Raw genomic sequence first — 20,701 nt, forward strand, 5'->3', positions numbered from 1 at the left:
ACTCGTGACTAAACTGCGACCCTATCTGTGGCCGCCGTCTTAGCCGCGACTTGTCCCTCCGTCACCCCCGCCGGGGATCAGGGCGCAAGATATCCCCAGGCTTTGATCGTACCGGCGGCGTGGACGGCGCCTAAGACCAGTACGATCGCCGACGACCATAGCGCGAATTCGGCGCTGTGGCTGTGCCGGACCAGGTTGACCGGCACGAACAACAGGCCGCGCAGCAGGTAGATGGCGGTAATGGCGACCAGGCCCGGGCGCAGCAGCGGCAGGCGCGGCAGCGATCCGGCGCCCGAAAAGGCATAAGCGGCCCAGACAAGCAATGCTGCCGCTATTCCAAGCGTGATCAGCGTCGGTCGCCGGTCGCCGCGCGCCGCGGCGCGCGCCATGGCTTCGCCGGCGCCGAAGAAGCGGTACCAGTCGGGCCGGCCGAAGATGCAGGCAATGTGCAGCACCGCCGCCGCCACCGAGAGCCATCCGCCGACGAGCAGCCAGGTCGCGCCGGGGCTGGCCGCGAGGTCAGGCAATATAATGCGCGGTTGTCTTTGCCGCGACGTCCTCGGCCGTCACCCCCGGCGCGAGTTCGATCAGCCTGAACGGGCTGTCATGATCGTCGCGCTTGAACACCGCGAGGTCGGTGATGATCATGTCGACGACATTCTTGCCGGTCAGCGGCAAGGTGCATTCGGGGATGAACTTCGGGCTGCCGTCCTTGGCGTTATGCTCCATCACGACGATGATCTTCTTGACCCCGGCCACCAGGTCCATCGCGCCGCCCATCCCCTTGATCATCTTGCCGGGGATCATCCAGTTGGCGATGTCGCCGTTTTCTGCGACTTCCATCGCGCCGAGCACGGTCAGGTCGATGTGCCCGCCGCGGATCATCGCAAAGCTCTGCTCCGACCCGAAATAGGCCGATTGCGGCAATTCGCTGATCGTCTGCTTGCCGGCGTTGATCAGGTCGGCGTCCTCTTCGCCCTCGAAGGGGAAGGGGCCGATACCGAGCATCCCGTTTTCCGACTGCAGCGTCACTTCCATCCCCTCGGGGATATGGTTCGCGACCAAGGTCGGGATGCCGATGCCCAGGTTGACGTAATAGCCGTCCTGCAGTTCCTTCGCGGCGCGCGCCGCCATGTCATCACGCGTCCAGCTCATCGGCTCGGCTCCCATTGCTTGTCGGAGGGGAAAGCGTCGTCCCAGCCCAGTTTCTCCCATGGGCCATAGACGGGATTGGGGAACAGGAACCAGCCCTTGTCCCAGAGTGCGGCAGCGCCAGCGCTCGTCGCGAGCGCCATTCGCTGTGCGGCGGGCAGATCCTTCACGTTGAACTGCTGACTGAAATCGCCGAGCTGGTCGCCGCCGAGGATGATCACGCAATATTTCGACGCGATGGTGGCTCGTCGCCCGTCCTTGCTCGACCCGCCGGCGTCATCGCCCATCAGGAACAGCGTCTCGCCATGCTTGAACTCGCCGAGCCCGGCGGCGCGCAGCGTGTCTTCGCTGCCCTTGGCATTGGCGGCGCTGCGGTTGGTATTGACGATGACGGTTATGCCCGCCGCGCGCAGGGCGTTCACCATATCGACGCTGCCCGGCATCGCGACGGCCTTGCCCGCGCCGGTCTTTTCCCACTGGTCCCAGATTTTCGGATCGAAAGCGGTGCCCCGCTCGGCGAAATAGCGCATGGGGCCGAGGTTCCAGATCAACGTCTCGTCGGCATCGAACACCGCGGCGAAGGGCTTGTTCCCGCAAGGCTCGAACGCCGGGGCGTCCACGCCCGCGCCCGGCGCCAGCACGACGCTGTCCTTCGGCCGCGCCTTGATCCGCCACAGACCATAATCGGCGATCCGTGCATTGGTCGCACGCACCGCGACCGCCGCCTCGGGCGAGCCATAGAGATATTGCAGCGCTACCGGCGGCTTGGCAGCCTCAGCGGGAGCGGGTGCCGGCAGGGGGGCAGGCGGCGGAGCCGGAGCCGTCGCTACCTCTGCCGGCGCGCTGGCGCACCCGGCAAGGAGCAGCGCGGCGGCAAGGGTGAGACTGCGCATCACGCGGTCTCGCGCGGACGCACGGTGCGGAATTCGATCTTCTTGTCGTAGGGCGCGCCGACGATCATGCGCTTCACATAGATGCCGGGCAGGTGGATGCTGTCGGGATCGAGGCTGCCGGTGGGCACGATTTCCTCGACCTCGGCGACGCAGATCTTCGCCGCGGTCGCCATCGGCTGGTTGAAGTTGCGCGCGGTCTTGCGGAAGATGAGGTTGCCGCTCTCGTCGGCCTTCCACCCCTTGATGATCGCGAGGTCGGCGAAGATGCCGCGTTCGAGGATATAATCCTGCCCGTCGAAGCTCTTCACTTCCTTGCCCTCGGCGACGAGCGTGCCGACCCCGGTCTTGGTGTAGAAGCCGGGAATGCCCGCGCCGCCGGCGCGGCAGCGCTCGGCGAGCGTGCCCTGCGGGCAGAATTCGACCTCGAGTTCGCCCGCGAGATATTGCCGCTCGAACTCCTTGTTCTCGCCCACGTAAGACGAGATCATCTTCTTGACTTGCCGCGTGCGGAGCAGCTTGCCGAGCCCTTCGCCGTCGATCCCGGCATTGTTGCTCGCGATGATGAGGTCTTTCGTACCCGCGTCGCGGATCGCGTCGATCAGCCGTTCGGGGATGCCGCAAAGGCCGAAGCCGCCCGCGCAAATCTGCATGCCGTCGAAGAGCAGGCCTTCGAGTGCGGCGGCGGCGTCGGAATAGCGCTTGTTCCCCATGAAACGGCCTCCTTGATGAATGATCGCGCGCGAGATTGGCGCATTTGATCCATCAATTCTAATTTTTCTAATTTTCGATTATGCATAAACAATGTCTATCAGTCGCGTCTCGCTCTATCACCTCGAAACCCTGCTCTGGATCGACCGGCTCGGGACCTTCTCCGCGGCCGCCGAGCGGCTCAACACGACGCAGCCCGCAGTATCGGCACGGATGCGTGAGCTCGAACAACGACTGGGAACAAGGCTGTTCCGCCGCGACGGGCGGACGATGTCGCTGACCGCGGCGGGGCGCAAGCTGGTGCGCGACTGCGACCCGCTTCTCCGCGACATGCAGGTCGCGCTGCTCGGTAGCGGCGGTTTCGCCGAAGCGAGCGGAGTGGTGCGGATCGGCGCGGGCGAGATCGCGGCGGCAAGCTGCCTGCCCGCCTTCGTTGCCGACCTCAAGGCCGACATGCCGAATGTCGGGCTGGAGATCGAGATCGATCTGACCGCGAACCTGATCCAGCAACTGCTGACGGGGCGCACCGACATCGCCTTCGCCGCGGGACCGATCGCGCACCCGGCGCTCAAGACCCAGCCGATCGGCGAGGTCGCGCTGATGTGGCTGGCGAGCCCCGCGGTCGCGGCGGCGTTCGCAGCGGGCGAGGCGCAGCTTCCGGTCTGGTCGCTCGCCAGCCACTCGCCGATCCACGGCCGGATGCGCGATGCGATCGAGGCATCGCGGATCGCGCAGGAATCGCTCAATCTCTGCAACAACGCGCGCACGATGATCGATATCGCGAAGGCGGGCGGCGGAGTCGGCATCTTTCCCGAACCGATGGCGCGGGCAGAGGTCGCCGCAGGCGCGCTGGTCGAGCTTTCGGATATGCCGGTACTCGCGCCCGTCGCTTTTCATGTCGCAATGCGCGTGTCCGACAGCGAGCCCGTGCTTGCGCGCATCTTCGAGCGCGCGGCGCTGCTCAGCCTTTCCGTGCCGCCTCAATTTTGACGCCGGTCAATGATCGGCGGCGGCGGTGGGCCCATCAAGGGCCGACACCAAAGGAGTCTGCCATGCGTTCGATTCTCGTTCATGCCGATCATGACAAAGCCAATGAAGTCCGCCTGCAGACCGCGCTCGACATCGCGCGGCGTCTGCGCGCGCATCTGACGCTGCTGATCGCGACGCCGTTCCGGCAGTTCGTCGCCGTCGATGCCTTCGGCGGCAGCTATGTCCTCGCCGAGGCGATGGCGAAGGCGCAGGCCGACGATGCCGCGCTCGAAGCCGCGCTGTCGGCGCGGCTCGGCGGCGAAGATGTGCCATGGGATATCGTCACTGCCGACGGCGACATCGTCGGGTCGCTCGCGGCGGCGGCGGCCTTTGCCGATCTCGCCGTGGTCAGCCTTCCCGGCAAACCCGGTAGCGGCGTCGGCGAGCCGTCGATGCTCGCTGGCGACCTCGCGATCGCCGCCGCGGCGCCGGTGCTCGCGCTGCCGCGCGAGGGCGGACGGCCCGACCTCGACGCTCCCGTGATGGTCGCGTGGAACGGCAGCGCAGAGGCTGCGAACGCGCTGCGCGCCGCGATCCCGCTGCTCGCCGGGCGGCGCGTCGAACTGGTCTCGGTGGGCAAGGACGAAGGCAGCTTTCCCGCGACCGACGCGCTGACCTATCTCTCGCGCCACGATATCCATGCCGAGGCGCGGATCGTCGAGCGCGGCGGCGTGACGGTCGAGGAGGCGCTCGAAAAGGCGGCCGAGGCGATGGGCGCCGGGCTGATCGTCATGGGTGCGTTCGGCAAGAGCCGCCTTCGCGAAACGCTGTTCGGCGGGGTGACGCAATATCTGGTCACGAGCGGCCGTTTCCCGCTGCTGCTCGCGCACTAGGTCGAGTAAACCGGGCGCGCGATTTCAGGGTAAGGGCAGTTCCAGCACCGCCGACAGATCGGCGAGCGCCTGTTCGCCGCTCGTCACCTTGATCGCGTGCATGCCGAGCTGGCTCGCGGGTTTGCAGTTGATGCCGAGGTCGTCGAGATAGACGCAGTTCGCGGGGTGGGCGCCCAGCGCCTCGCACATCATCTGATAGATGCGCGGGTCGGGCTTGCGCACCCCCGCCTTGCTCGATTCGATGACATGCGCAAAGCGCGCCATGATGTCGGCGACCTCGATCGCGGCTTCCGCGCTGCGCGTCATCCCCGCACCGCGGATGCCCATCTTGCCACCAGGGACGTTGTTCGTGATGCACGCGATGGTGAAGCCGCTGTTCTTCAGCGTATCGAGCGCGGAAACCATCGCCGGGCGGACCGCGCCCGCAATCACCCCAAGCACCGCTTCGCCTTCGAGCTCGTGCCCCAGCGCGCGCGCTTCCTCGGCGAACAGCGCGTCGAACGCCGCGGCGTCGATCTCGGCGCGCTCGAACTTCGCCCAGGCATTGTCGTCGGGGTTGGTCGCATTGACCCGGCGCACGAAGTCGTGCGGCAGCCCGCGCTCTTCCTCGAGCCGGTTGAAGGCTTCGAAGGGCGACGCGGTGATGACGCCGCCGAAGTCGAAGATGACGTGGGTGTAGCGAGACATGCGGCGGCTAGAGCCGAGATTGACGTTAACGTCAATCCGGTCGCGCGTCGCTGCGCTACTTCACCCGATTGCCCGACCAGCTCGCATCGTCGATCGTCAGGTCGAGCCGGTCGGGCGAGCGCACCGTGTCGAGAAGAAAGACATAGGGCCCGCTCGCTGCGAGGATCGCGTCCATCGCCTTTTCGAGGGGGATCGTCACGGTCGGGATGCGCGCATAGCTAGACTTCACTTCGACCTTGTTCGGTCCGACGCGCGTGACGGTGATCGTCACGCCATTCTTCGACGAACCGCGCGCGTCGGAGATCACGTCACCCTTGTAGGTGCCGGCAACGCGGTCGGCGAGGTCGGTCTTGCGCGGCGCGGTGGCGGGCTTGGTTTCGGCATGGGCGGCGGCGGGCAGCAGCAGCGCGGCCGCGACGGCGAGGGAAAGCGAACGAAGCATATCTGGTCCTTTCAGGGGGCAGCTTGTACCGTCATTTGGTTCTTGGCGAGCCATTTGCAGGCCGCCGTGTGCCGAATGGCGGTATAAGCTAGGGTTCGACGATGATCCCTGCCTTGGGATCGGCGCGACCCGACAGCATTTCCCTGTAAGCATCCAGCGCGGCCTCTCCGCCGCTGCGCTTGTCGATCCGCGCCAGCCGCGGCGCGACCTCCATGAAGCCCAGCCAGGCTTCGGCAATCTTCTGCCCGAATACCGCGCCGCCCCAGTCGGCGATCCGCTTCTGGCTGCGGCCGGGCGCGAAAAAGCCCTGCCGCTCGGGGCCGGGCAGGCCTTCGACATCGGCCTGCGCGTCCCAATGCGACTTGCCGACGATGATCGACGCCTTGAGCTGCCCCCCGAAATGGCTGTGGACGCTGCGCGTCACCGCGCCATTGCCCGCCATATCGACGAGGGCCGAGGGCGCCCCGGCGCTCAGCGTCATGATCTGATCATAGCTGATGACGCGGTCGTAGATATTCTGCGCGGCCAGCGCGTCGACATTCGCAGCGCTGGTCAGGCCGACGATCTCAGGCCGCGGCTCGGGCCGCTGCTTCAGCGAGAAGCCAAGCCCGATCGCGGTCTTGCTCGACGCGCTCGCGATCAGGATCTGCTCGGCGCCATAGTCGCCCTCATCCTCGAACTGGTCGGCGATCAGCCAGCCGGTCAGGAACAGCGGGCGGAACACCGGCCAATAATCATGGTCGGCGGCGCGATAATCGTGCAGCGCCTCGATCCGCTGGTAATGATTGTAGATGGGCGGCAGCGTCGTGCGGCGCGGCGTTACGTCGGTAAAGCCGCCGGGGCCGACATTCCCGGCGGTCAGCACGGCCGTCTCGGCCATCGGGTAATAGCCGTAGAAGCGGTCGCCGGGCGCGATGTCCTCGGCCGCGCTTTCGGTCACCGTCGCGAACCCCCAGACCGGAAGGCGGCCCGGTTCGCCGCGCTCGGCGAAGAAATCCCAATAGCCCTGATCCCTCCCATTTTTATCTGGGCCGAACAGCCCCGCGGGCTTCCCGAACACCGCATAGGTGATGTTGTTCGCGGTCATCGCATAGCTGTCGAGATGCACGCGGAGCTGCCCGGGCGCGAGCGGCGGCGAGGGGTCGTCGACCAGGCTGGCCTGCTTCACGTCGTCACGGTCGATGTCGATCGCCCAAGTCATGTCCGGACCCCTCCGATATCTTGCCCGCAGCCGCGGGATCGCCGATAGTCTTGCAGATGGAACAGCCAGTTACAATCGCGGTAAAGCGCATTCATGACGCGGCCGAGGCAGGCGACGGCGCGCGCTTCCTCGTCGACCGGCTCTGGCCGCGCGGAGTTTCGAAGGAAAAGGCTGCGCTTGCTGCTTGGCTGAAGCCGCTGTCGCCGAGCGATGGCTTGCGCAAACGCTATCATGGCGAGACCGCCGATTCGGACGAGGCCTGGGACGCCTTTCGCCTTGACTATTTCGCCGAGCTTGATGCGGGCGGCGGAGAGGTGAGGGCGGCGCTGTTCACGCTCGATGCCGCGATGACGGCGGGGCCTGTGACCTTGCTTTATGCGGCGAAGAGCGAGACGCGGAACAACGCCGTCGCCTTGCGCGAATGGTTGGCCCGGCTATGAATTCTTAGATCCGTCATTGCTTCGCTTCGTTCGCAATGACGAAGTTTATAGACGCTACCCCACCGCCCCGAACAGCGACCCGATCGCGATCGTCGTCGCCATTGCCATCGCGCCCCAGAAGGTCACGCGCACGACCGGCCGCAGCATCGGCGCGTTGCCTGCCCACGCGCCGAGCGCGCCGAGGAGCGCCAGGAAGATCAGCGACGCCCCCGATACGGTCCATGGCAGCGAGCCTCCATGGTCGAAAAACACCGTCGCGAGTGGCAGCGCGGCGCCGACCGAAAAGCTTGCGGCCGACGCGATCGCCGCCTGAATGGGTCGCGCCGCCGCCGCCTCCGTCAAGCCGAGTTCGTCACGCAAATGGGTATCAAGTGCGTTGTGCGCGGTGAGCTGCACCGCGACCTGCTCGGCAAGCGCGCGGTCGAGCCCGCGCTCCTCGTAGATTTGCGTCAGTTCCTCCAGTTCGAACTCGGGATCGTTCGCGAGGTGGAGCTTTTCGAGTTCGATGTCGGCCTTTTCCGCATCGCCCTGCGAGCTCACCGAGACATATTCGCCCGCTGCCATCGACATCGCGCCCGCGACAAGCCCCGCGGTGCCGGTGACGAGGATCGACGATTCGGAGGCACCCGCCGCGGCGACGCCCGCGATCAGGCTCGCGGTCGAAACAATCCCGTCATTGGCGCCCAGAATCGCCGCGCGCAGCCAGCCGATTCGCGTAACGGCGTGTGTTTCCTCATGCATCGTGGCGCTCCCCGTTGCGAACGGCGCGCCATCAGGGTCAGCGGGCGCGCTCGGACTTGAGCCCTGCTGCCGCGATCCCGGCGGCGGCGCAAGCCGCATCGTCGGCGGGCGCTTCGCCCGATGCGCCGACCCCGCCGAGCCGCGTGCGCCCGTCGGCGCTGAACACGGGCACGCCGCCCGGAACGGTGACGACATGCGGGGCATGGGCAAAGCCCGGCGTGCCCTTGGCGGCTTCCTCCATTCCGCTCGTTGCAAAGCCCCACGCCGCGACCGCGCGCGCCTTTTCGAGCGAGAATTCCATCATGCCGAAGGCATTGCCGTCCATCCGCCACGTCGCGACGGGATGGCCGCCGAGATCGACGACCGCAATCGCGTGGCTCTGTCCCTTGGCGCGGGCATGCGCGGCGCAGCCCTTGACGATCGCGTCGGCTTGTTCGGCGGTCAGCATCTGCGCGCTTGCCGGTGTCGCCGCGAGCAGAACGGCGGCCGCAACTATCCTCATCTTCGCCTCCCGGCAAAATCCCTAATGCTGGAGCTTCAAACCCGGGCGCTTCCACCGCGTCTTCACCAGCCGGCCGGACCCCGACAGGGTCAGGTAGGCGTCCTGCATATCGGCTCCACCGAAGGCGATGTTGGTGGTAAAAATGTCGTCGGTCTCGACAAATTCGACGAGCGCGCCATCGGGGCCGACGACCGATATCCCGCACTCGCCGATCGTCGCGACGCAGATATTGCCGTTCGCTTCCATCGCGAGGCTGTCGAAGAATTTATAGCCCGCGGGGCGATAGAGCGGGATGCCGGGGCCGCCGGGGCCCGCGGCATCATCGACCTTGCCCGGCGCGACGATGTTGAACTGGGTCAGGCGGCAGGTGTAGGTCTCTGCCGCATAGAGTTTGGTCCCGTCGGGCGAGATCCCGATGCCGTTCGGGTTATGGCTCGGGAAGATCACTTCCTCGATGAAGCTGCCGTCGGCCTTGGCATAGAAGATGCCGACGATGTCATGGCAGCGCTTCGCATAGTCGACCTTGCCATGGTCGGTGAACCAGAAGCCGCCGTGCGCATCGAACATGATGTCGTTCGGGCCGCGCAGCACGACGCCATGGTCGCCGGTCTGATACAGCACCTCGACCGCTCCGGTCTCGATGTCGATCCGTTCGATCCGTCCGCCCGAATAGTCGTCGGCGATCCCGTGCGGCGCCAGATAGCCGTTCGATTCGACATAATTGAAGCCGCCGTTGTTGCAGCAGTAAAGCTTGCCGTCGGGGCCGATCGCCAAGCCATTGGGGCCGCCGCCGGGGGTCGCGATAATCTCTTTCCGTCCGCCCGGCCAGCAACGCGTGATCCGCCCGGGGGCGATCTCGGTCACGATGACGCTGCCATCGTCCATCACGACCGGCCCCTCGGGGAAGCGCAATCCGTCGGCGATCAGTTCAAACTCGGCCATCCTCGTCTCCCTCTTTGCTCGTTGTCGCGGGGCCCGGGTCGTTCACTGCTGCTTCTTTTCGTCATCCCGGACTTGATCCGGGGTCCATCCGGGCCTCGGCGGGCGGAATGGATGCCGGATCAAGTCCGGCATGACGACTCAAGCAGCAGCGTCTCTCCTTGCTCTCGCGCGTTTCCTATGCTTTGCGGCCATCATGCCCGTTCGCACGCTCTTCGCCACCAATTTTTACGAGGCCGATATCGGCACCCCCGACCTGCTCGCAGAGCTGGAGGAGAGCTGCCGCCTGTTCGCCGAGGAGGATGGCGCGGGCCGTGCGTGGAGCCGCGAGCATGGCTACAAAGGCTATACGAGCTACGCGAGCCTTGGCGACCTGCCCGAGCGCGACCCGGCCTTCCACGACCTCAAGAAATTGCTCGACAAGGAGGTCAAGGCCTTCGCCAAGACCTGTCATTTCGACCTCGCCAAGCCGCTGAGGCTCGACAGCCTGTGGGTCAACGTCCTCAAGCCCGGCGGCACCCACAGCGGCCACATCCATCCGCACAGCATCGTGTCGGGAACCTTCTATGTCGCCGTTCCGCCAGGATCGGGCGCGCTGAAGCTCGAAGACCCGCGCCTGCCGATGCTGATGGCCGCGCCCGGCCGCACCGACGATGCGCCGGAGCATCAGCGTCCCTTCATCTACGCCGAACCCGCGGCGGGCCACGTCTTCCTGTGGGAAAGCTGGCTGCGGCACGAGGTGATGCCCAATGCCGCCAAGAAGGATCGCATCAGCATCAGCTTTAACTATCGCTGAGCGGCCTTATATGAGCGCTATCTGAACACCCATTTCCGTTCGTGTCGAGCGAAGTCGAGACGCCCATCGGCGTGGAGCAAGGTCGAGGGGCATCTCGACTTCGCTCGATGCGAACGGATCAGGCAGGAAATCCCCCATGACCGCGACCTACGACGCCGACCTCCAGCTCTTCATCAACGGCGCCTGGCGGAGCGGCGAAGGGCGCGACGAGCGGCCGGTGTTCAATCCCGCGACTGCGGGCACGATCGCCGAACTGCCGGTGGCGACCGCGGCCGACCTCGACGAAGCGCTCGCCGCTGCGGAGCGCGGGTGGCCCGCATGGCGCGCCAAGACCGCCGACGAGCGCGCCGCGCTGATGCACAAGGCTGCGGGCATCATCCGCGAGCGCGTCGAGCATATCGCGACCTTGCTGACGCTCGAACAGGGCAAGCCGATCGCCGAGGCGCGCGGCGAGGTGCTTTCGGCGGCGGGGCTGTTCGCCTATTTCGCCGAGCAGGGCAAACGCATCGAGGGCCGCGTCCTCCAGCGCCCGCTCGGCCAGCGCGCAATGGTCACCAAACATCCTGTCGGCCCGGTCGCTGGCTTCAGCCCGTGGAACTTCCCGGTCAATCTGATGGTCAAGAAGATCGCCCCCGCGCTCGCCGCGGGCTGCGTCGTGATCGCGAAAGCGCCTGAGGAAACCCCCGGCTGCACCAGCGCGATCATGCGCTGCATCGCCGACGCCGGCATCCCCGGCGACGTCGTGCAACTCGTCTATGGCGACCCCGACATGATCAGCCGCCACCTGCTCGCCAGCCCGGTGATCCGCAAGGTCAGCTTCACCGGCTCGACCGCGGTCGGCAAGCACCTGATGCGTCTCGCCGCCGACGGCGTGAAGCGCATCACGATGGAGCTTGGCGGTCATGCCCCGGTGCTGATTTTCGACGACTGCGACCTCGAGAGCACGCTCGACAAGGTCGTGTGGCAGAAGTTCCGCAACGCCGGACAGGTCTGCATCTCGCCGACGCGTTTCTATGTCCAGCAGGGCATCTACGACGCCTTTGTGAAGGGCTTTGCCGAGCGCACGGCGAAGGTGAAGATCGGCAGCGGCCTTGATGCCGATACGCAGATGGGTCCGCTCGCCAACGCCCGCCGTATCCCGGCGTTGGAGGCTTTGGTCGCCGACGCCAAGGCCAAGGGCGCGCGCGTGATCGCGGGCGGCGAGGCGACGGGCAACGGCTATTTCTTCCAGCCGACCGCGATCGCCGACGTGCCGATCGACGCCGCGGCGATGAACAACGAACCCTTCGGCCCGATGGCGCTGATCCGCCCGTTCGGCACCGAGGAGGAGGCGCTCGAACAGGCGAACCGGCTACCCTATGGCCTCGCGGCCTTCGCCTTCACCGAGAACGGCCGTCGCATCAACCGCATCGTCGATACCATCGAAAGCGGCATGGTCGGGGTGAACAGCTTCGTCATCTCGACGCTCGACATGCCGTTCGGCGGGATCAAGGAATCGGGCTTCGGCAGCGAAAGCGGTCCCGAGGGGCTCGACGGCTATCTGGTGACCAAGGCGGTGCATATTTATTGATCAGGGATGGCCGCTTCGTCCGATTGCGGCCTTCTCATCAGTCGTCATCCCGGACTTGATCCGGGATCCATCGCAGCGCTGAAGTCATGGACCCCGGATCAAGTCCGGGGTGACGAAGAAGGAATTATCCTCCCTGTGGCGTAGCCATGGGGAGGGGGACCGTTCGCGAAGCGAATGGTGGAGGGGCGGCAGCGGCCGCGCCAGTTGCCCCTCCGTCAGCGCTTCGCGCTGCCACCTCCCCATCGCTATGCGACAGGGAGGAACCAGTTTTCAATCCCGCTCCAACGCCACAAAATCGCGCCCCAGCGGCGCCAGGTGCGCGCCGCCGTCGACGAAGATCGTCTGCCCGGTCACCGCCTCGGCGCGCGCCAGATAAACGACGGCATCGGCAACCTGCGCCGGCGTTGGCAGCGCGCCGAGCGGCATGCGCTTCGCCAGCCGCCCGACCTGCGCCGCCGAATAATCCTCGGTCGCCATCGTCAGCCCGGGCGCGACGGCATTGACTCGCGCGCGACCGCCGAATGCGACCGCCAGCGTCGCGGTCGCCTGCCACAGCGCCGATTTCGACAGGCTGTACGCTATCTGGTCGGGCACCGGGTGGACGACGCGTTGATCGACGATATTGACGATTGCGGGTCGCTTGCCCTCGCTCGCCGCAACCAGCGCCTTTGTCAGCATCACCGGCGCAGACAAATTGACCTGCATCATCTTGGCCAACGTCGCGGCGGACAGGTCGGTCCACTCGCCCTCGGCGAACAGCGCGGCATTGTTGACGAGCAGGTCGGGCGCGCGGCCGAACTTGTCGATTACCGCCGGGACCAGCGCGTCAACCGCCGCCGGATCGGCCAGATCGGCGGCAAAACGGTGACTCACCGCCGCCGTCTCGGCCAGCGCCTCGGCCAGCACCGGATCGGCCTCGCCCGGGCTGCGCTTGTGGATCGCCAGCGCATAGCCCTCGCGCGCCAGCCGCGCCGAAATCGCGGCGCCGACGCGGTGGAGCCCGCCCGTGACGAGAGCGAGCTTCTGCGTCACTTGCGGCTCCGCCGCATCGTGATGCCGATCTGCTCGCCTTCCTCGGCGATCGCGAGTTTGACGATCTTGACCTCGACCTCCTCGACCTTTTCGTCCTGCAGGAACAGCGTGTCGATGATATGGTCGGCGACGCTTTCGATCAGCACGAAATGCACGTCCTTCGGAATGCCTTCGGTCGCCGCGAATTTCAGGTGCATGTAATTTTTCGAGCGGCTGAGCGGTGTGGTCGGGTCATAATGATCGGCCATCGCCAACTTCGCGCGCACCGAGATGCGCAGCGGCTGCGGCAGGTGCGTTTCTTCGGAATAGATGCCGGTCAAAACGTCGACGGTCAGGCCGTCCACCTCCAGCCACAATGTATCGGTCACAAGAAATTCCTGTTCGGCGGGACCGACATTCGGCTTTGCATCGCCGCGCAGCGCCCCTAAAGCGCCGCCGCATTAGCGAAAGGGTGCGCGTTGGTCGAGTTACTTCCATTGTCCGGTATCGAGCCGCAGGCGGTCGAGCATCTGCTCGACCTCGCTTTCGGACCGGATCGTTTTGGACGAACCGCCTACCGTATCCGTCAGGGCGTGGATGCGGTTCCGGCCTTGAGCTTCGCGGCGGTCGAGGGTGGCGCGCTGATCGGCACGATCCAGTGCTGGCCGGTCGCGCATCATGCGCCGGACGGCGGTGCGACGCCGCTGGTGATGGTCGGCCCCGTCGCGGTGCGTCCCGACGTCCAGCGCGGCGGCCACGGCCGCCTCCTGATGGCACATATGCTCGAAGCCGCCGAAACCGAAGCTGACAGCGCGCTGATGATGATCGGCGATCCCGAATATTATGGCCGCTTCTTCGGTTTTACCGCCGACGCCACGGGCAATTGGGATTTGCCCGGCCCCTATGAGAAGCGCCGACTGCTTGCGCGGGCAGTGAATGGGCATGGCTTGCCGACCGGTGCAGGGATGATCGGGCCGCGCTAGACAGAAAATCGCTGTCCTACATTATCCGGCGGGCATAGCTTTCCGGAATGCCGGTCGCCCGCCCTTCCGAATGTCGCTTTGCGAGTGAAGTTACGCAGATTTCTGCGGTCTCCCGGAAAGACTCCCGATCGCGCATCCCTCTCTCCAGACCCCGTCTTCGTCATCCCGGACTTGATCCGGGATCCATCTGGCGGACGTGCCGTCAACCCCCGCCTTCAGTGCAAATCGCGAGTGAAGTTGCGCAGTTTTCCGCCAATCTCCATCATCGCCCATTTCACGCGACCCGGCGCGGGGTCTCTTTACTTGCGCCCCCACATTCCTATGTCGGACGCATGGTCACTCCCGCATCCTCGCTTCCCAAGGACTTCGCCCAGCTTTCGCTGGCCGAGGCGGCCGAGCTGCTCGCAGCGCGCAAACTGCCGCCGGTCGAAAGCTGGCATCCCGAGCGCGAAGGTGACAGCGCGATGGAGATCCGCGCCGACGGCAGCTGGTTTCACGAGGGCGGCCGCATCAATCGGCCCGCGATGGTGAAACTCTTCTCGACGATCCTCCGCCGCGAGCCCGACGGCGGCCACGTCCTCGTCACCCCGGCCGAGAAACTGTCGATCGCCATCGAAGATACGCCCTTCCGCGCCGTCGAAATGAAGAGCGAAGGGCGGGGCGACGCCCGCAAGCTGATCTTCCGCCTCGACACCGACGACCTCGTCATGGCGGGCCCCGATCACCCGCTTCGCTTCGGCAGTGACGCCGACAATCCCGATCCGCGGCTCCACGTTCGCGGCGCCATCGGCAACGGCCTCGAAGCGCGAATCGACCGCGCGCTCTATTACGAGATCGTCGAGTTGGCGCTCGCCGAGAGCGCCGAGCCACTTGCAATCTGGTCGAACGGCGCCCGCTTCCCGCTGGTGGACGCCTGATGCTATCGGAGAGGCTGCGCGACGCGCTCGGCAATCTGCGCCCCGATGAGGGCGCCGACGAAGCCTACCTGCTCCACGGCCAGGCGCTGCGCGACGCCGCGGTGCTGGTGGCCTTCACCGACCGGCCCGACCCCGGTGTGATCCTGACCCAGCGCCCGCAATGGCTGCGCAGCCACGCTGGGCAGGTCGCTTTTCCAGGCGGCAAGATCGATCCGGGCGACCGCGACGCCATCGACGCGGCGCTCCGCGAGGCAGAGGAGGAGATCGGGCTCCACCGCCGTGACGTCATGGTTGCGGGGGCGACCACTGCCTATCGCTCGGGTAGCGGCTATCACATCACGCCGGTGCTCGGCGTCATCCCGCCCGATCTGCCCCTCGATCCCAATCCGGACGAGGTCGAGGACTGGTTCGAGGTGCCGCTCGACATCTTGTTCGACCCCGGCAATTATCAGCGCCGCCATGCGAACTGGCAGGGACAGGACCGCCATTATTATGACATGGACTGGCAGGGACGGCGGATCTGGGGCGTGACCGCGGATATCATCATCAATCTGGCGCGGCGACTGCCGGCGGGCTGGTATCGGTGACGGTGCTGCCCGACACGCGATGGCGCGCGGCGCCGGGGCTCCGGCGGATCGTCGCCGCGCTGGGCGCCGACGCGGTGAAGATCGTCGGCGGCGCGGTGCGGGACACGCTGCTCGGCCTGCCGGTGACCGACATCGATCTCGCGACTCCGCTGTTGCCGCAGGATGTGACGAAGCGGCTCGAGGAGGCCGGAATCAAGGTCATTCCGACCGGGATCGCGCACGGCACCGTCACCGCGATCGCCAGCGGCGACCATCACGAGATCACCACCCTGCGCCGCGACGTCGAAACCGACGGTCGCCGGGCGACGATCGCCTTTGCCGACGACTGGCGCGAGGATGCAGCGCGGCGCGATTTCACGATCAACGCGCTCTATGCCGACCCTGAAAGCGGCGCGGTCGACGACTGGTTCGGCGGGATCGCGGACCTGCAAAATGGCTGCGTACGCTTCATCGGCGACGCCGCGGCGCGCATCGCCGAGGATCATTTGCGCATCCTGCGCTTCTATCGCTTCGCCGGGCGTTTCGGGCAAGGCGATCTCGAACCCGACAGCCATGCTGCGGTCATCGCGGCGCGTCAGTCGCTGAAAAGCCTGTCGCGCGAGCGCGTGGCCGATGAACTGATGAAGATCCTGTCGCTGCCCGATCCGCGTGCGATTGTCAGGCAGATGGCGGCCGACGGGATGTTCGCTGTGATCCTTCCCGAAACGGCGGGCGATTTTGCGGCCACGCTCGACCGGCTGCTCGGCAACGAAGCCGCGACGGGCGTCTGTCCCGCGCCGCTGCGCCGTTTCGCGGCGCTGCTGCCGCCCGATGCCGTGACCGCAGAACAGGTCGCGAGCCGCCTGCGCCTGTCGACGCGCCAGCGCAAGCATCTGGCGGCGCTCGCGGCGCATCGCACCGGACCCGTTCGCCCGGCGCGCCAACTCGCCCACGCCATCGGGGTCGATGGCGCGCGCGACGTCTGGTTGCTGGCGGGAACGCCCGACATGGCGACGGCCGCCGTGCTGTCGCTGAACGGCTGGGACGTGCCGCAGCTCCCGATGAAGGGCGGCGATATCATCGCACGCGGCGTCACCGCGGGCCCGGAGGTAGCGCGCATCCTGCGTGCGGTCGAGGCGGCTTGGGTGGCCGAGGATTATCCCGATGCCGCGCGCGTCGCGGCGCTCGCCGATCAGATGATCGGGCGCACCAGCGACTGACGCCAATAGGCGAGCGCTGTGCTCGCTTCCATCGGGTGCGCGAACAGGAAGCCCTGCCCGAAATCGCAGCCCAGGGCCGAGAGCAGCCGGGCCTGGTCGGCGGTCTCGACACCTTCGGCCGTCGTGCGCATCCCCAGCACTTCGGCCAGGCTCTGGATCGTGCGGACGATCGCCGCCTTGTCGCGGTCTTCGACCATATGATCGACGAAGCTGCGGTCGATCTTGAGCACGTCGAGCGGCAGGCGCTGAAGATAGGCGAGGTTCGAATAGCCGGTGCCAAAATCGTCCATCGCGACGCGTGCGTCGAGCGCCTTGAGTTCGCTCAGCACCGACATGGCAAGGTCGGGATCGCCGATGATGGCGCTTTCGGTGAGTTCGATCATCAGCCGGTCGCCGCCGATCGCGTTGGCCGACAGCGCGTCGCGAACGACGGCGGCGATATCGTCGCGGACGAGCTGGATCGCCGAGACGTTCACCGAGATATAGCAATCGACCGGCTTATTCGTATTCTGGCGGTCCCAGTCGGCAAGCGTCGCCGCCGCCTTCCCGATCGCCCATTGGCCGAGCGGGACGATCAGCCCCGAATCCTCGGCAATCGGGATGAATTCGGTCGGCGGCACCGAGACGCCCTTGCTGTTGTTCCAGCGCGCCAGCGCCTCGAAGCCCGCGACGGTGCCTGTCGACAACTCGATCAGCGGCTGGAAGTCGAGGCGCAGCCGGTCTTCCTCGATCGCGTTGCGCAACTCGGTTTCGAGACCGAAACGATTGTCCGAAAGGATGGCGGCTTCGGGTTCATAGATTTCGATGCGATCGGTGCGCTTGGCGCGCTTGAGCGCGATCTGCGCGTGGCGGATCTGGTCGGCGATATCGGTGTCAATTTCCGGCTGAATTGCGCAGCCGAGCGCGCAATCGACGCTGACTTTCAGCTCGCCGATCCGGAACGGATGGTCGAAACAACCGCGGATACGCCGCGCCATCTCGCGGACATCGGCCTTGCCGCCGGGGACGCGCGACGAGATCGCGAATTCGTCGCCGCCGGTGCGCGCGAGGATATCGCCGCTGCGCAGGCTCGATTTCAGCCGCCGTGCGACGGTGATGATCAGCTCGTCGCCCGCCATCGGGCCGATATGCTCGTTGATGCGGCTGAAGCGCGCGAGGTCGAGCAGCAGGATCGCATGGTCGCCGCTCCCCTCGGGATCGTGGCGCTGTTCGACGAGCTCCTCGAAGCCTGCGCGGTTGGGCAGGCCGGTCAGGCTGTCGGAGACCAGCTCGCGGCGCAGGTTGCGCTCGACCATCATCTCCTGCGTGCGGTCGATCAAGGTCAGCAGAAACAGCGAGGTCGCGCCATTTTCATCGGTCAGCAGGGCGACCGATCCGCGCAGGTCGCGCGCCGCGACGCCCTTGCCCAGCCGGCACGAAAATTCGTGCGTTCCGGCGCCGCCTTGGGCGGCGCGCTCGATAGCGCGGCGAAGCTCGAACGGCGCGTCGACCCCGGCGGGGGACAGGTCGAGCCGGTCGAACGCCGAATTGCTGGCATGGAGCGAAAAATTGCCGCGATCCATCGGACGGATGAGCGCTGCCGGAACGGGCAGGGCGTCGATCCAGCCGACAAACAGCGAGGGCCGGTCTTCGCCGGTTCGATCAATAGTCATAACAGCGGGTTTTGTGCGACCTTTCCCCATTGGCCGTTGCCTAGGGGATGGGGGGTAAAGAAGCTATTTACGGCAAAGGGGTTTTACGATCAGTCGAAGCGATTATTCCTTGGAAAGCCCGTCGGCGGCATCCGGCCCGATGCGCTGCGGGCGACGCGCCAGGGGCCAAGGTCGGTTTCGGTGCGCGTGCGGCCCGTGTCGCCGCCCATCGCCCAGCTCAATCCTTCGGCAAAGACGAAGGTGGTGGCGTCGGACAGACCGCCGTCGCGATATTTCTGCAGCATCACTCCCTGGCCGCGCGCCATCACCGGGACTTCGGCGAGCGGGAAGACGACCAGCTTGCGGTTCTCGCCGATCACCGCGACGCTGTCGTGCGCTGCCGGGATCGGCCGCACGACGCTGAGCTGCGCCTTGGGCTTCAGGTTCACGACATTGCGGCCCTTGCGCGTCTCGGCGATAACTTCGCTCATTTGCGCGATGAAGCCGTGTCCGCTCGACGAGGCGAGCAGCAGGCGGCCCTCTGCGCTCGCCGGTATCAGCGCGACGATGCGCGCCTCCGGGTCGATATCGACCATCAGGCGCAGCGGCTCGCCGAACCCGCGGCCGCCGGGCAGCTTGTCGGCGCCGACGGTGTAGAAGCGTCCGTCGCTCGCGGCGACCAGCAGCTTGTCGGTGGTCTGCGCGTGCGCGGCAAAGGCGAGTTCGTCGCCTTCCTTGAACTTGAACTCGCCCCACTGGTCGGCGGCGACATGGCCGCGCTGGGCGCGGATCCAGCCGCGTTTCGAGAGGATCACCGTTACCGGTTCCTTCTCGATCATCGCGTCGAGCGGAATGTCGCGTGCAGGCGCCGCTTCGGCCAGCGTCGTTCGGCGCGCACCGAGCGCGGTTTCGGGTCCATAGACCGCGCGCAGCTTTTCGAGATCCTTGCGCAGCCGCGTCCGCTGGCGCGCCGGGCTTTCGACCAGCTTGACCAGCTCGTCGCGCTCGGCGGAGAGATCGTCCTGCTCGCGCTTGAGCTCCATTTCCTCGAGCCGGCGAAGCGACCGCAGCCGCATGTTCAGGATCGCCTCGGCCTGCCGGTCGGTCAGCATGAACTCGGCCATCATGACAGGCTTCGGTTCGTCCTCGGTACGGATGATCTCGATGATCCGGTCGAGATTGAGGAAGGCGATCAGATAGCCCGCGACGAGTTCGAGCCGGTCGTCGATTTTCGCGATCCGGTGTTTGGCGCGGCGGACGAGCACGATGATCTGGTGCTGCAGCCACTCGGTCAGCAGCTGGTGCAGGCCCATCACCTTCGGCGTGCGCGTCGCGTCGAGGACGTTGAGGTTGAGCGCGAAGCGGCTTTCGAGCTCGGTCAGCCGGTACAGGCTTTCCTTGAGCACATCGGGATCGACGTTACGGCTCTTGGGCACCAGCACGATGCGGATGTCCTCGGCGCTTTCGTCGCGGACATCCTCGAGGATCGGCAGCTTCTTGTCGGCGATCAGCTGCGCGATCTGCTCGATCAGCTTGCCCTTGGCGACGCCATAGGGAATCTCGCTGATGACGAGCTGCCAGGTGCCGCCCGCCTGCTTCTCGATCCCGGTCTCTTCCCAGACGCCGTCCAGCTTGCCGGTCGAGAAGCGCGCGCGGACGCGGAAGCCGCCGCGGCCGGTTTCATAGGCGTAGGCGATCGTTTCGGGGCTGTCGACGATGATGCCGCCGGTCGGGAAATCGGGGCCCTTCACATGCTCCAGCAGGTCGGTCAGCTCGGCCTTCGGATTCTCGATCAGCACCAGCGCCGCATCGATCACCTCGGCGGCGTTGTGCGGCGGGATATTCGTCGCCATGCCGACCGCGATCCCGCTCGCGCCATTGGCGAGCAGGTTCGGGAACAGCCCCGGCATGATCTCGGGCTCTTCATCCTCGCCATTATAGGTCGGACGGAAATCGACGGTGCCCTCGTCGAGGCCCTGCATCAGGTCGATCGCGACGCGCGTCAGCCGCGCTTCGGTGTAGCGGTAGGCGGCCGCATTATCGCCATCGATATTGCCGAAATTGCCCTGGCCGTCGACGAGCGGATAGCGGAGCGAGAAATCCTGCGCGAGGCGGACCATCGCGTCATAAACGGCCGTGTCGCCGTGCGGGTGGAACTTGCCGATGACGTCGCCGACGACGCGCGCCGACTTCTTGTAGCCCTGGCTGGGGTCAAGCCGCATCGCGCGCATCGCCCACAAGAGGCGGCGGTGGACGGGCTTCAGCCCGTCGCGGAGATCCGGCAGCGACCGCGCGGTGATCGTCGACAGCGCATAGACGAGGTAGCGTTCGGACAGCGCGCTGTCGAACGGGGTGTCGATGCTGTGGTCGGGTCCGGAAGGAGGAAGGTCGTCGGTTGTGCTGGCCATTGTTGCGGCCGCGATAGCAAGCCTCGCGCGTC

23 protein-coding genes are annotated in these 20,701 nt (G+C 66.3%); 9 read left to right on the forward strand and 14 right to left on the reverse strand.

What is annotated here, in order from left to right; translation table 11 throughout:
- Window positions 1-77: 77 nt before the first annotated feature.
- Genes QOL79_RS01345 through QOL79_RS01360 form a run of 4 tightly spaced genes read right to left on the reverse strand, consistent with a single transcriptional unit; the run spans window position 78 to window position 2,755 of the window.
- Window positions 78-527, reverse strand: coding sequence for a hypothetical protein (locus QOL79_RS01345; protein ID WP_283418375.1), 450 nt, complete (start codon window positions 525-527; stop codon window positions 78-80).
- Window positions 520-1,155, reverse strand: a complete 636-nt coding sequence (locus QOL79_RS01350) for a CoA transferase subunit B (protein ID WP_058457034.1) — start codon at window positions 1,153-1,155, stop codon at window positions 520-522. The genes QOL79_RS01345 and QOL79_RS01350 overlap by 8 nt, the downstream gene beginning before the upstream one ends.
- Entirely contained in the window at window positions 1,152-2,045 is an 894-nt protein-coding gene (locus QOL79_RS01355; protein WP_349306406.1) for an HAD family acid phosphatase, read from the reverse strand. Before QOL79_RS01355 ends, QOL79_RS01350 begins: the two co-directional genes overlap by 4 nt.
- Window positions 2,045-2,755, reverse strand: a complete 711-nt coding sequence (locus QOL79_RS01360) for a CoA transferase subunit A (RefSeq protein ID WP_283418377.1) — start codon at window positions 2,753-2,755, stop codon at window positions 2,045-2,047. Before QOL79_RS01360 ends, QOL79_RS01355 begins: the two co-directional genes overlap by 1 nt.
- A 91-nt stretch (window positions 2,756-2,846) precedes the next feature.
- Here QOL79_RS01360 and QOL79_RS01365 point away from each other — a divergent pair, with 91 nt between their 5' ends.
- Both QOL79_RS01365 and QOL79_RS01370 read left to right on the forward strand, forming a co-directional pair.
- Window positions 2,847-3,743, forward strand: a complete 897-nt coding sequence (locus QOL79_RS01365; protein WP_283418378.1) for a LysR family transcriptional regulator — start codon at window positions 2,847-2,849, stop codon at window positions 3,741-3,743.
- Between the two features lie 62 nt (window positions 3,744-3,805).
- Window positions 3,806-4,615, forward strand: a complete 810-nt coding sequence (locus QOL79_RS01370; RefSeq protein WP_283418379.1) for a universal stress protein — start codon at window positions 3,806-3,808, stop codon at window positions 4,613-4,615.
- Window positions 4,616-4,639: 24 nt separating this feature from the next.
- On the opposite strand, the gene QOL79_RS01375 is transcribed toward QOL79_RS01370, so the two are convergent.
- The 3 genes from QOL79_RS01375 to QOL79_RS01385 all read right to left on the reverse strand — a co-directional run bounded on the left by QOL79_RS01375 (window position 4,640) and on the right by QOL79_RS01385 (window position 6,945).
- On the reverse strand, window positions 4,640-5,302 hold the full coding sequence (locus tag QOL79_RS01375) for an HAD-IA family hydrolase (protein ID WP_283418380.1): 663 nt from the start codon (window positions 5,300-5,302) through the stop codon (window positions 4,640-4,642).
- A 55-nt stretch (window positions 5,303-5,357) separates the two neighbouring features.
- Window positions 5,358-5,744 carry a hypothetical protein gene (locus QOL79_RS01380; protein WP_283418381.1) on the reverse strand — a complete coding sequence of 129 codons (387 nt, stop codon included), beginning with the start codon at window positions 5,742-5,744 and terminating at the stop codon, window positions 5,358-5,360.
- An 88-nt stretch (window positions 5,745-5,832) separates the two neighbouring features.
- Window positions 5,833-6,945: a DUF2855 family protein gene (locus tag QOL79_RS01385; RefSeq protein ID WP_283418382.1), complete on the reverse strand. Its 1,113-nt coding sequence runs from the start codon at window positions 6,943-6,945 to the stop codon at window positions 5,833-5,835.
- A 56-nt stretch (window positions 6,946-7,001) separates the two neighbouring features.
- Here QOL79_RS01385 and QOL79_RS01390 point away from each other — a divergent pair, with 56 nt between their 5' ends.
- Entirely contained in the window at window positions 7,002-7,385 is a 384-nt protein-coding gene (locus QOL79_RS01390; RefSeq protein ID WP_283418383.1) for a DUF488 domain-containing protein, read from the forward strand.
- Window positions 7,386-7,439: 54 nt separating this feature from the next.
- Here QOL79_RS01390 and QOL79_RS01395 read toward each other — a convergent pair whose 3' ends face one another.
- The 3 genes from QOL79_RS01395 to QOL79_RS01405 are packed head-to-tail and all read right to left on the reverse strand — an operon-like array spanning window position 7,440 to window position 9,570.
- Window positions 7,440-8,126 carry a VIT1/CCC1 transporter family protein gene (locus QOL79_RS01395; protein ID WP_283418384.1) on the reverse strand — a complete coding sequence of 229 codons (687 nt, stop codon included), beginning with the start codon at window positions 8,124-8,126 and terminating at the stop codon, window positions 7,440-7,442.
- Window positions 8,127-8,163: 37 nt separating this feature from the next.
- Window positions 8,164-8,628, reverse strand: coding sequence for a GlcG/HbpS family heme-binding protein (locus QOL79_RS01400; protein WP_283418385.1), 465 nt, complete (start codon window positions 8,626-8,628; stop codon window positions 8,164-8,166).
- 21 nt (window positions 8,629-8,649) lie between these two features.
- Complete coding sequence (locus QOL79_RS01405; protein ID WP_283418386.1) at window positions 8,650-9,570, reverse strand: SMP-30/gluconolactonase/LRE family protein; 921 nt, start codon at window positions 9,568-9,570, stop codon at window positions 8,650-8,652.
- Window positions 9,571-9,763: 193 nt separating this feature from the next.
- On the opposite strand from QOL79_RS01405, the gene QOL79_RS01410 reads away from it, so the two are divergent.
- Entirely contained in the window at window positions 9,764-10,363 is a 600-nt protein-coding gene (locus QOL79_RS01410) for a TIGR02466 family protein (protein WP_283418387.1), read from the forward strand.
- Between the two features lie 136 nt (window positions 10,364-10,499).
- Window positions 10,500-11,933, forward strand: coding sequence for an NAD-dependent succinate-semialdehyde dehydrogenase (locus tag QOL79_RS01415; protein WP_283418388.1), 1,434 nt, complete (start codon window positions 10,500-10,502; stop codon window positions 11,931-11,933).
- A 270-nt stretch (window positions 11,934-12,203) separates the two neighbouring features.
- On the opposite strand, the gene QOL79_RS01420 is transcribed toward QOL79_RS01415, so the two are convergent.
- Together QOL79_RS01420 and QOL79_RS01425 are read right to left on the reverse strand one after the other, a co-directional pair.
- Window positions 12,204-12,965 carry an SDR family oxidoreductase gene (locus tag QOL79_RS01420; protein ID WP_282946371.1) on the reverse strand — a complete coding sequence of 254 codons (762 nt, stop codon included), beginning with the start codon at window positions 12,963-12,965 and terminating at the stop codon, window positions 12,204-12,206.
- A complete protein-coding gene (locus QOL79_RS01425; protein ID WP_058456990.1) occupies window positions 12,962-13,333 on the reverse strand; it encodes a dihydroneopterin aldolase in 372 nt (123 codons plus the stop codon). Before QOL79_RS01425 ends, QOL79_RS01420 begins: the two co-directional genes overlap by 4 nt.
- Before the next feature lie 90 nt (window positions 13,334-13,423).
- On the opposite strand from QOL79_RS01425, the gene QOL79_RS01430 reads away from it, so the two are divergent.
- The 4 genes from QOL79_RS01430 to QOL79_RS01445 all read left to right on the forward strand — a co-directional run bounded on the left by QOL79_RS01430 (window position 13,424) and on the right by QOL79_RS01445 (window position 16,630).
- Window positions 13,424-13,927, forward strand: a complete 504-nt coding sequence (locus QOL79_RS01430) for a GNAT family N-acetyltransferase (RefSeq protein WP_283418389.1) — start codon at window positions 13,424-13,426, stop codon at window positions 13,925-13,927.
- Window positions 13,928-14,259: 332 nt separating this feature from the next.
- Window positions 14,260-14,844, forward strand: a complete 585-nt coding sequence (locus QOL79_RS01435) for a DUF1285 domain-containing protein (RefSeq protein ID WP_283418390.1) — start codon at window positions 14,260-14,262, stop codon at window positions 14,842-14,844.
- On the forward strand, window positions 14,844-15,431 hold the full coding sequence (locus QOL79_RS01440) for a CoA pyrophosphatase (protein ID WP_204992568.1): 588 nt from the start codon (window positions 14,844-14,846) through the stop codon (window positions 15,429-15,431). The genes QOL79_RS01435 and QOL79_RS01440 overlap by 1 nt, the downstream gene beginning before the upstream one ends.
- Window positions 15,428-16,630, forward strand: coding sequence for a CCA tRNA nucleotidyltransferase (locus tag QOL79_RS01445; RefSeq protein ID WP_283418391.1), 1,203 nt, complete (start codon window positions 15,428-15,430; stop codon window positions 16,628-16,630). Before QOL79_RS01440 ends, QOL79_RS01445 begins: the two co-directional genes overlap by 4 nt.
- On the opposite strand, the gene QOL79_RS01450 is transcribed toward QOL79_RS01445, so the two are convergent.
- Both QOL79_RS01450 and parC read right to left on the reverse strand, forming a co-directional pair.
- On the reverse strand, window positions 16,603-18,282 hold the full coding sequence (locus QOL79_RS01450) for a putative bifunctional diguanylate cyclase/phosphodiesterase (protein WP_283418392.1): 1,680 nt from the start codon (window positions 18,280-18,282) through the stop codon (window positions 16,603-16,605). The two genes, QOL79_RS01445 and QOL79_RS01450, sit on opposite strands and share 28 nt — an antisense overlap.
- Window positions 18,283-18,371: 89 nt before the next feature.
- Window positions 18,372-20,669 carry a DNA topoisomerase IV subunit A gene (gene parC, locus QOL79_RS01455; RefSeq protein ID WP_283418393.1) on the reverse strand — a complete coding sequence of 766 codons (2,298 nt, stop codon included), beginning with the start codon at window positions 20,667-20,669 and terminating at the stop codon, window positions 18,372-18,374.
- Window positions 20,670-20,701: the final 32 nt, after the last annotated feature.

The organism is Sphingopyxis sp. Geo48 (assembly GCF_949769155.1).
In the GTDB taxonomy this organism is placed as follows: domain Bacteria; phylum Pseudomonadota; class Alphaproteobacteria; order Sphingomonadales; family Sphingomonadaceae; genus Sphingopyxis.

Coding starts and splice junctions, on each gene's coding strand:
- QOL79_RS01350 (WP_058457034.1), bottom strand. CDS start 1,155: ATGAGCTGGACGCGTGATGACATGGCGGCGCGCGCCGCGAAGGAACTG.
- QOL79_RS01355 (WP_349306406.1), bottom strand. CDS start 2,045: ATGCGCAGTCTCACCCTTGCCGCCGCGCTGCTCCTTGCCGGGTGCGCC.
- QOL79_RS01360 (WP_283418377.1), bottom strand. CDS start 2,755: ATGGGGAACAAGCGCTATTCCGACGCCGCCGCCGCACTCGAAGGCCTG.
- QOL79_RS01365 (WP_283418378.1), top strand. CDS start 2,847: ATGTCTATCAGTCGCGTCTCGCTCTATCACCTCGAAACCCTGCTCTGG.
- QOL79_RS01370 (WP_283418379.1), top strand. CDS start 3,806: ATGCGTTCGATTCTCGTTCATGCCGATCATGACAAAGCCAATGAAGTC.
- QOL79_RS01375 (WP_283418380.1), bottom strand. CDS start 5,302: ATGTCTCGCTACACCCACGTCATCTTCGACTTCGGCGGCGTCATCACC.
- QOL79_RS01380 (WP_283418381.1), bottom strand. CDS start 5,744: ATGCTTCGTTCGCTTTCCCTCGCCGTCGCGGCCGCGCTGCTGCTGCCC.
- QOL79_RS01385 (WP_283418382.1), bottom strand. CDS start 6,945: ATGACTTGGGCGATCGACATCGACCGTGACGACGTGAAGCAGGCCAGC.
- QOL79_RS01390 (WP_283418383.1), top strand. CDS start 7,002: ATGGAACAGCCAGTTACAATCGCGGTAAAGCGCATTCATGACGCGGCC.
- QOL79_RS01395 (WP_283418384.1), bottom strand. CDS start 8,126: ATGCATGAGGAAACACACGCCGTTACGCGAATCGGCTGGCTGCGCGCG.
- QOL79_RS01400 (WP_283418385.1), bottom strand. CDS start 8,628: ATGAGGATAGTTGCGGCCGCCGTTCTGCTCGCGGCGACACCGGCAAGC.
- QOL79_RS01405 (WP_283418386.1), bottom strand. CDS start 9,570: ATGGCCGAGTTTGAACTGATCGCCGACGGATTGCGCTTCCCCGAGGGG.
- QOL79_RS01410 (WP_283418387.1), top strand. CDS start 9,764: ATGCCCGTTCGCACGCTCTTCGCCACCAATTTTTACGAGGCCGATATC.
- QOL79_RS01415 (WP_283418388.1), top strand. CDS start 10,500: ATGACCGCGACCTACGACGCCGACCTCCAGCTCTTCATCAACGGCGCC.
- QOL79_RS01435 (WP_283418390.1), top strand. CDS start 14,260: ATGGTCACTCCCGCATCCTCGCTTCCCAAGGACTTCGCCCAGCTTTCG.
- QOL79_RS01440 (WP_204992568.1), top strand. CDS start 14,844: ATGCTATCGGAGAGGCTGCGCGACGCGCTCGGCAATCTGCGCCCCGAT.
- QOL79_RS01450 (WP_283418392.1), bottom strand. CDS start 18,282: ATGACTATTGATCGAACCGGCGAAGACCGGCCCTCGCTGTTTGTCGGC.
- parC (WP_283418393.1), bottom strand. CDS start 20,669: ATGGCCAGCACAACCGACGACCTTCCTCCTTCCGGACCCGACCACAGC.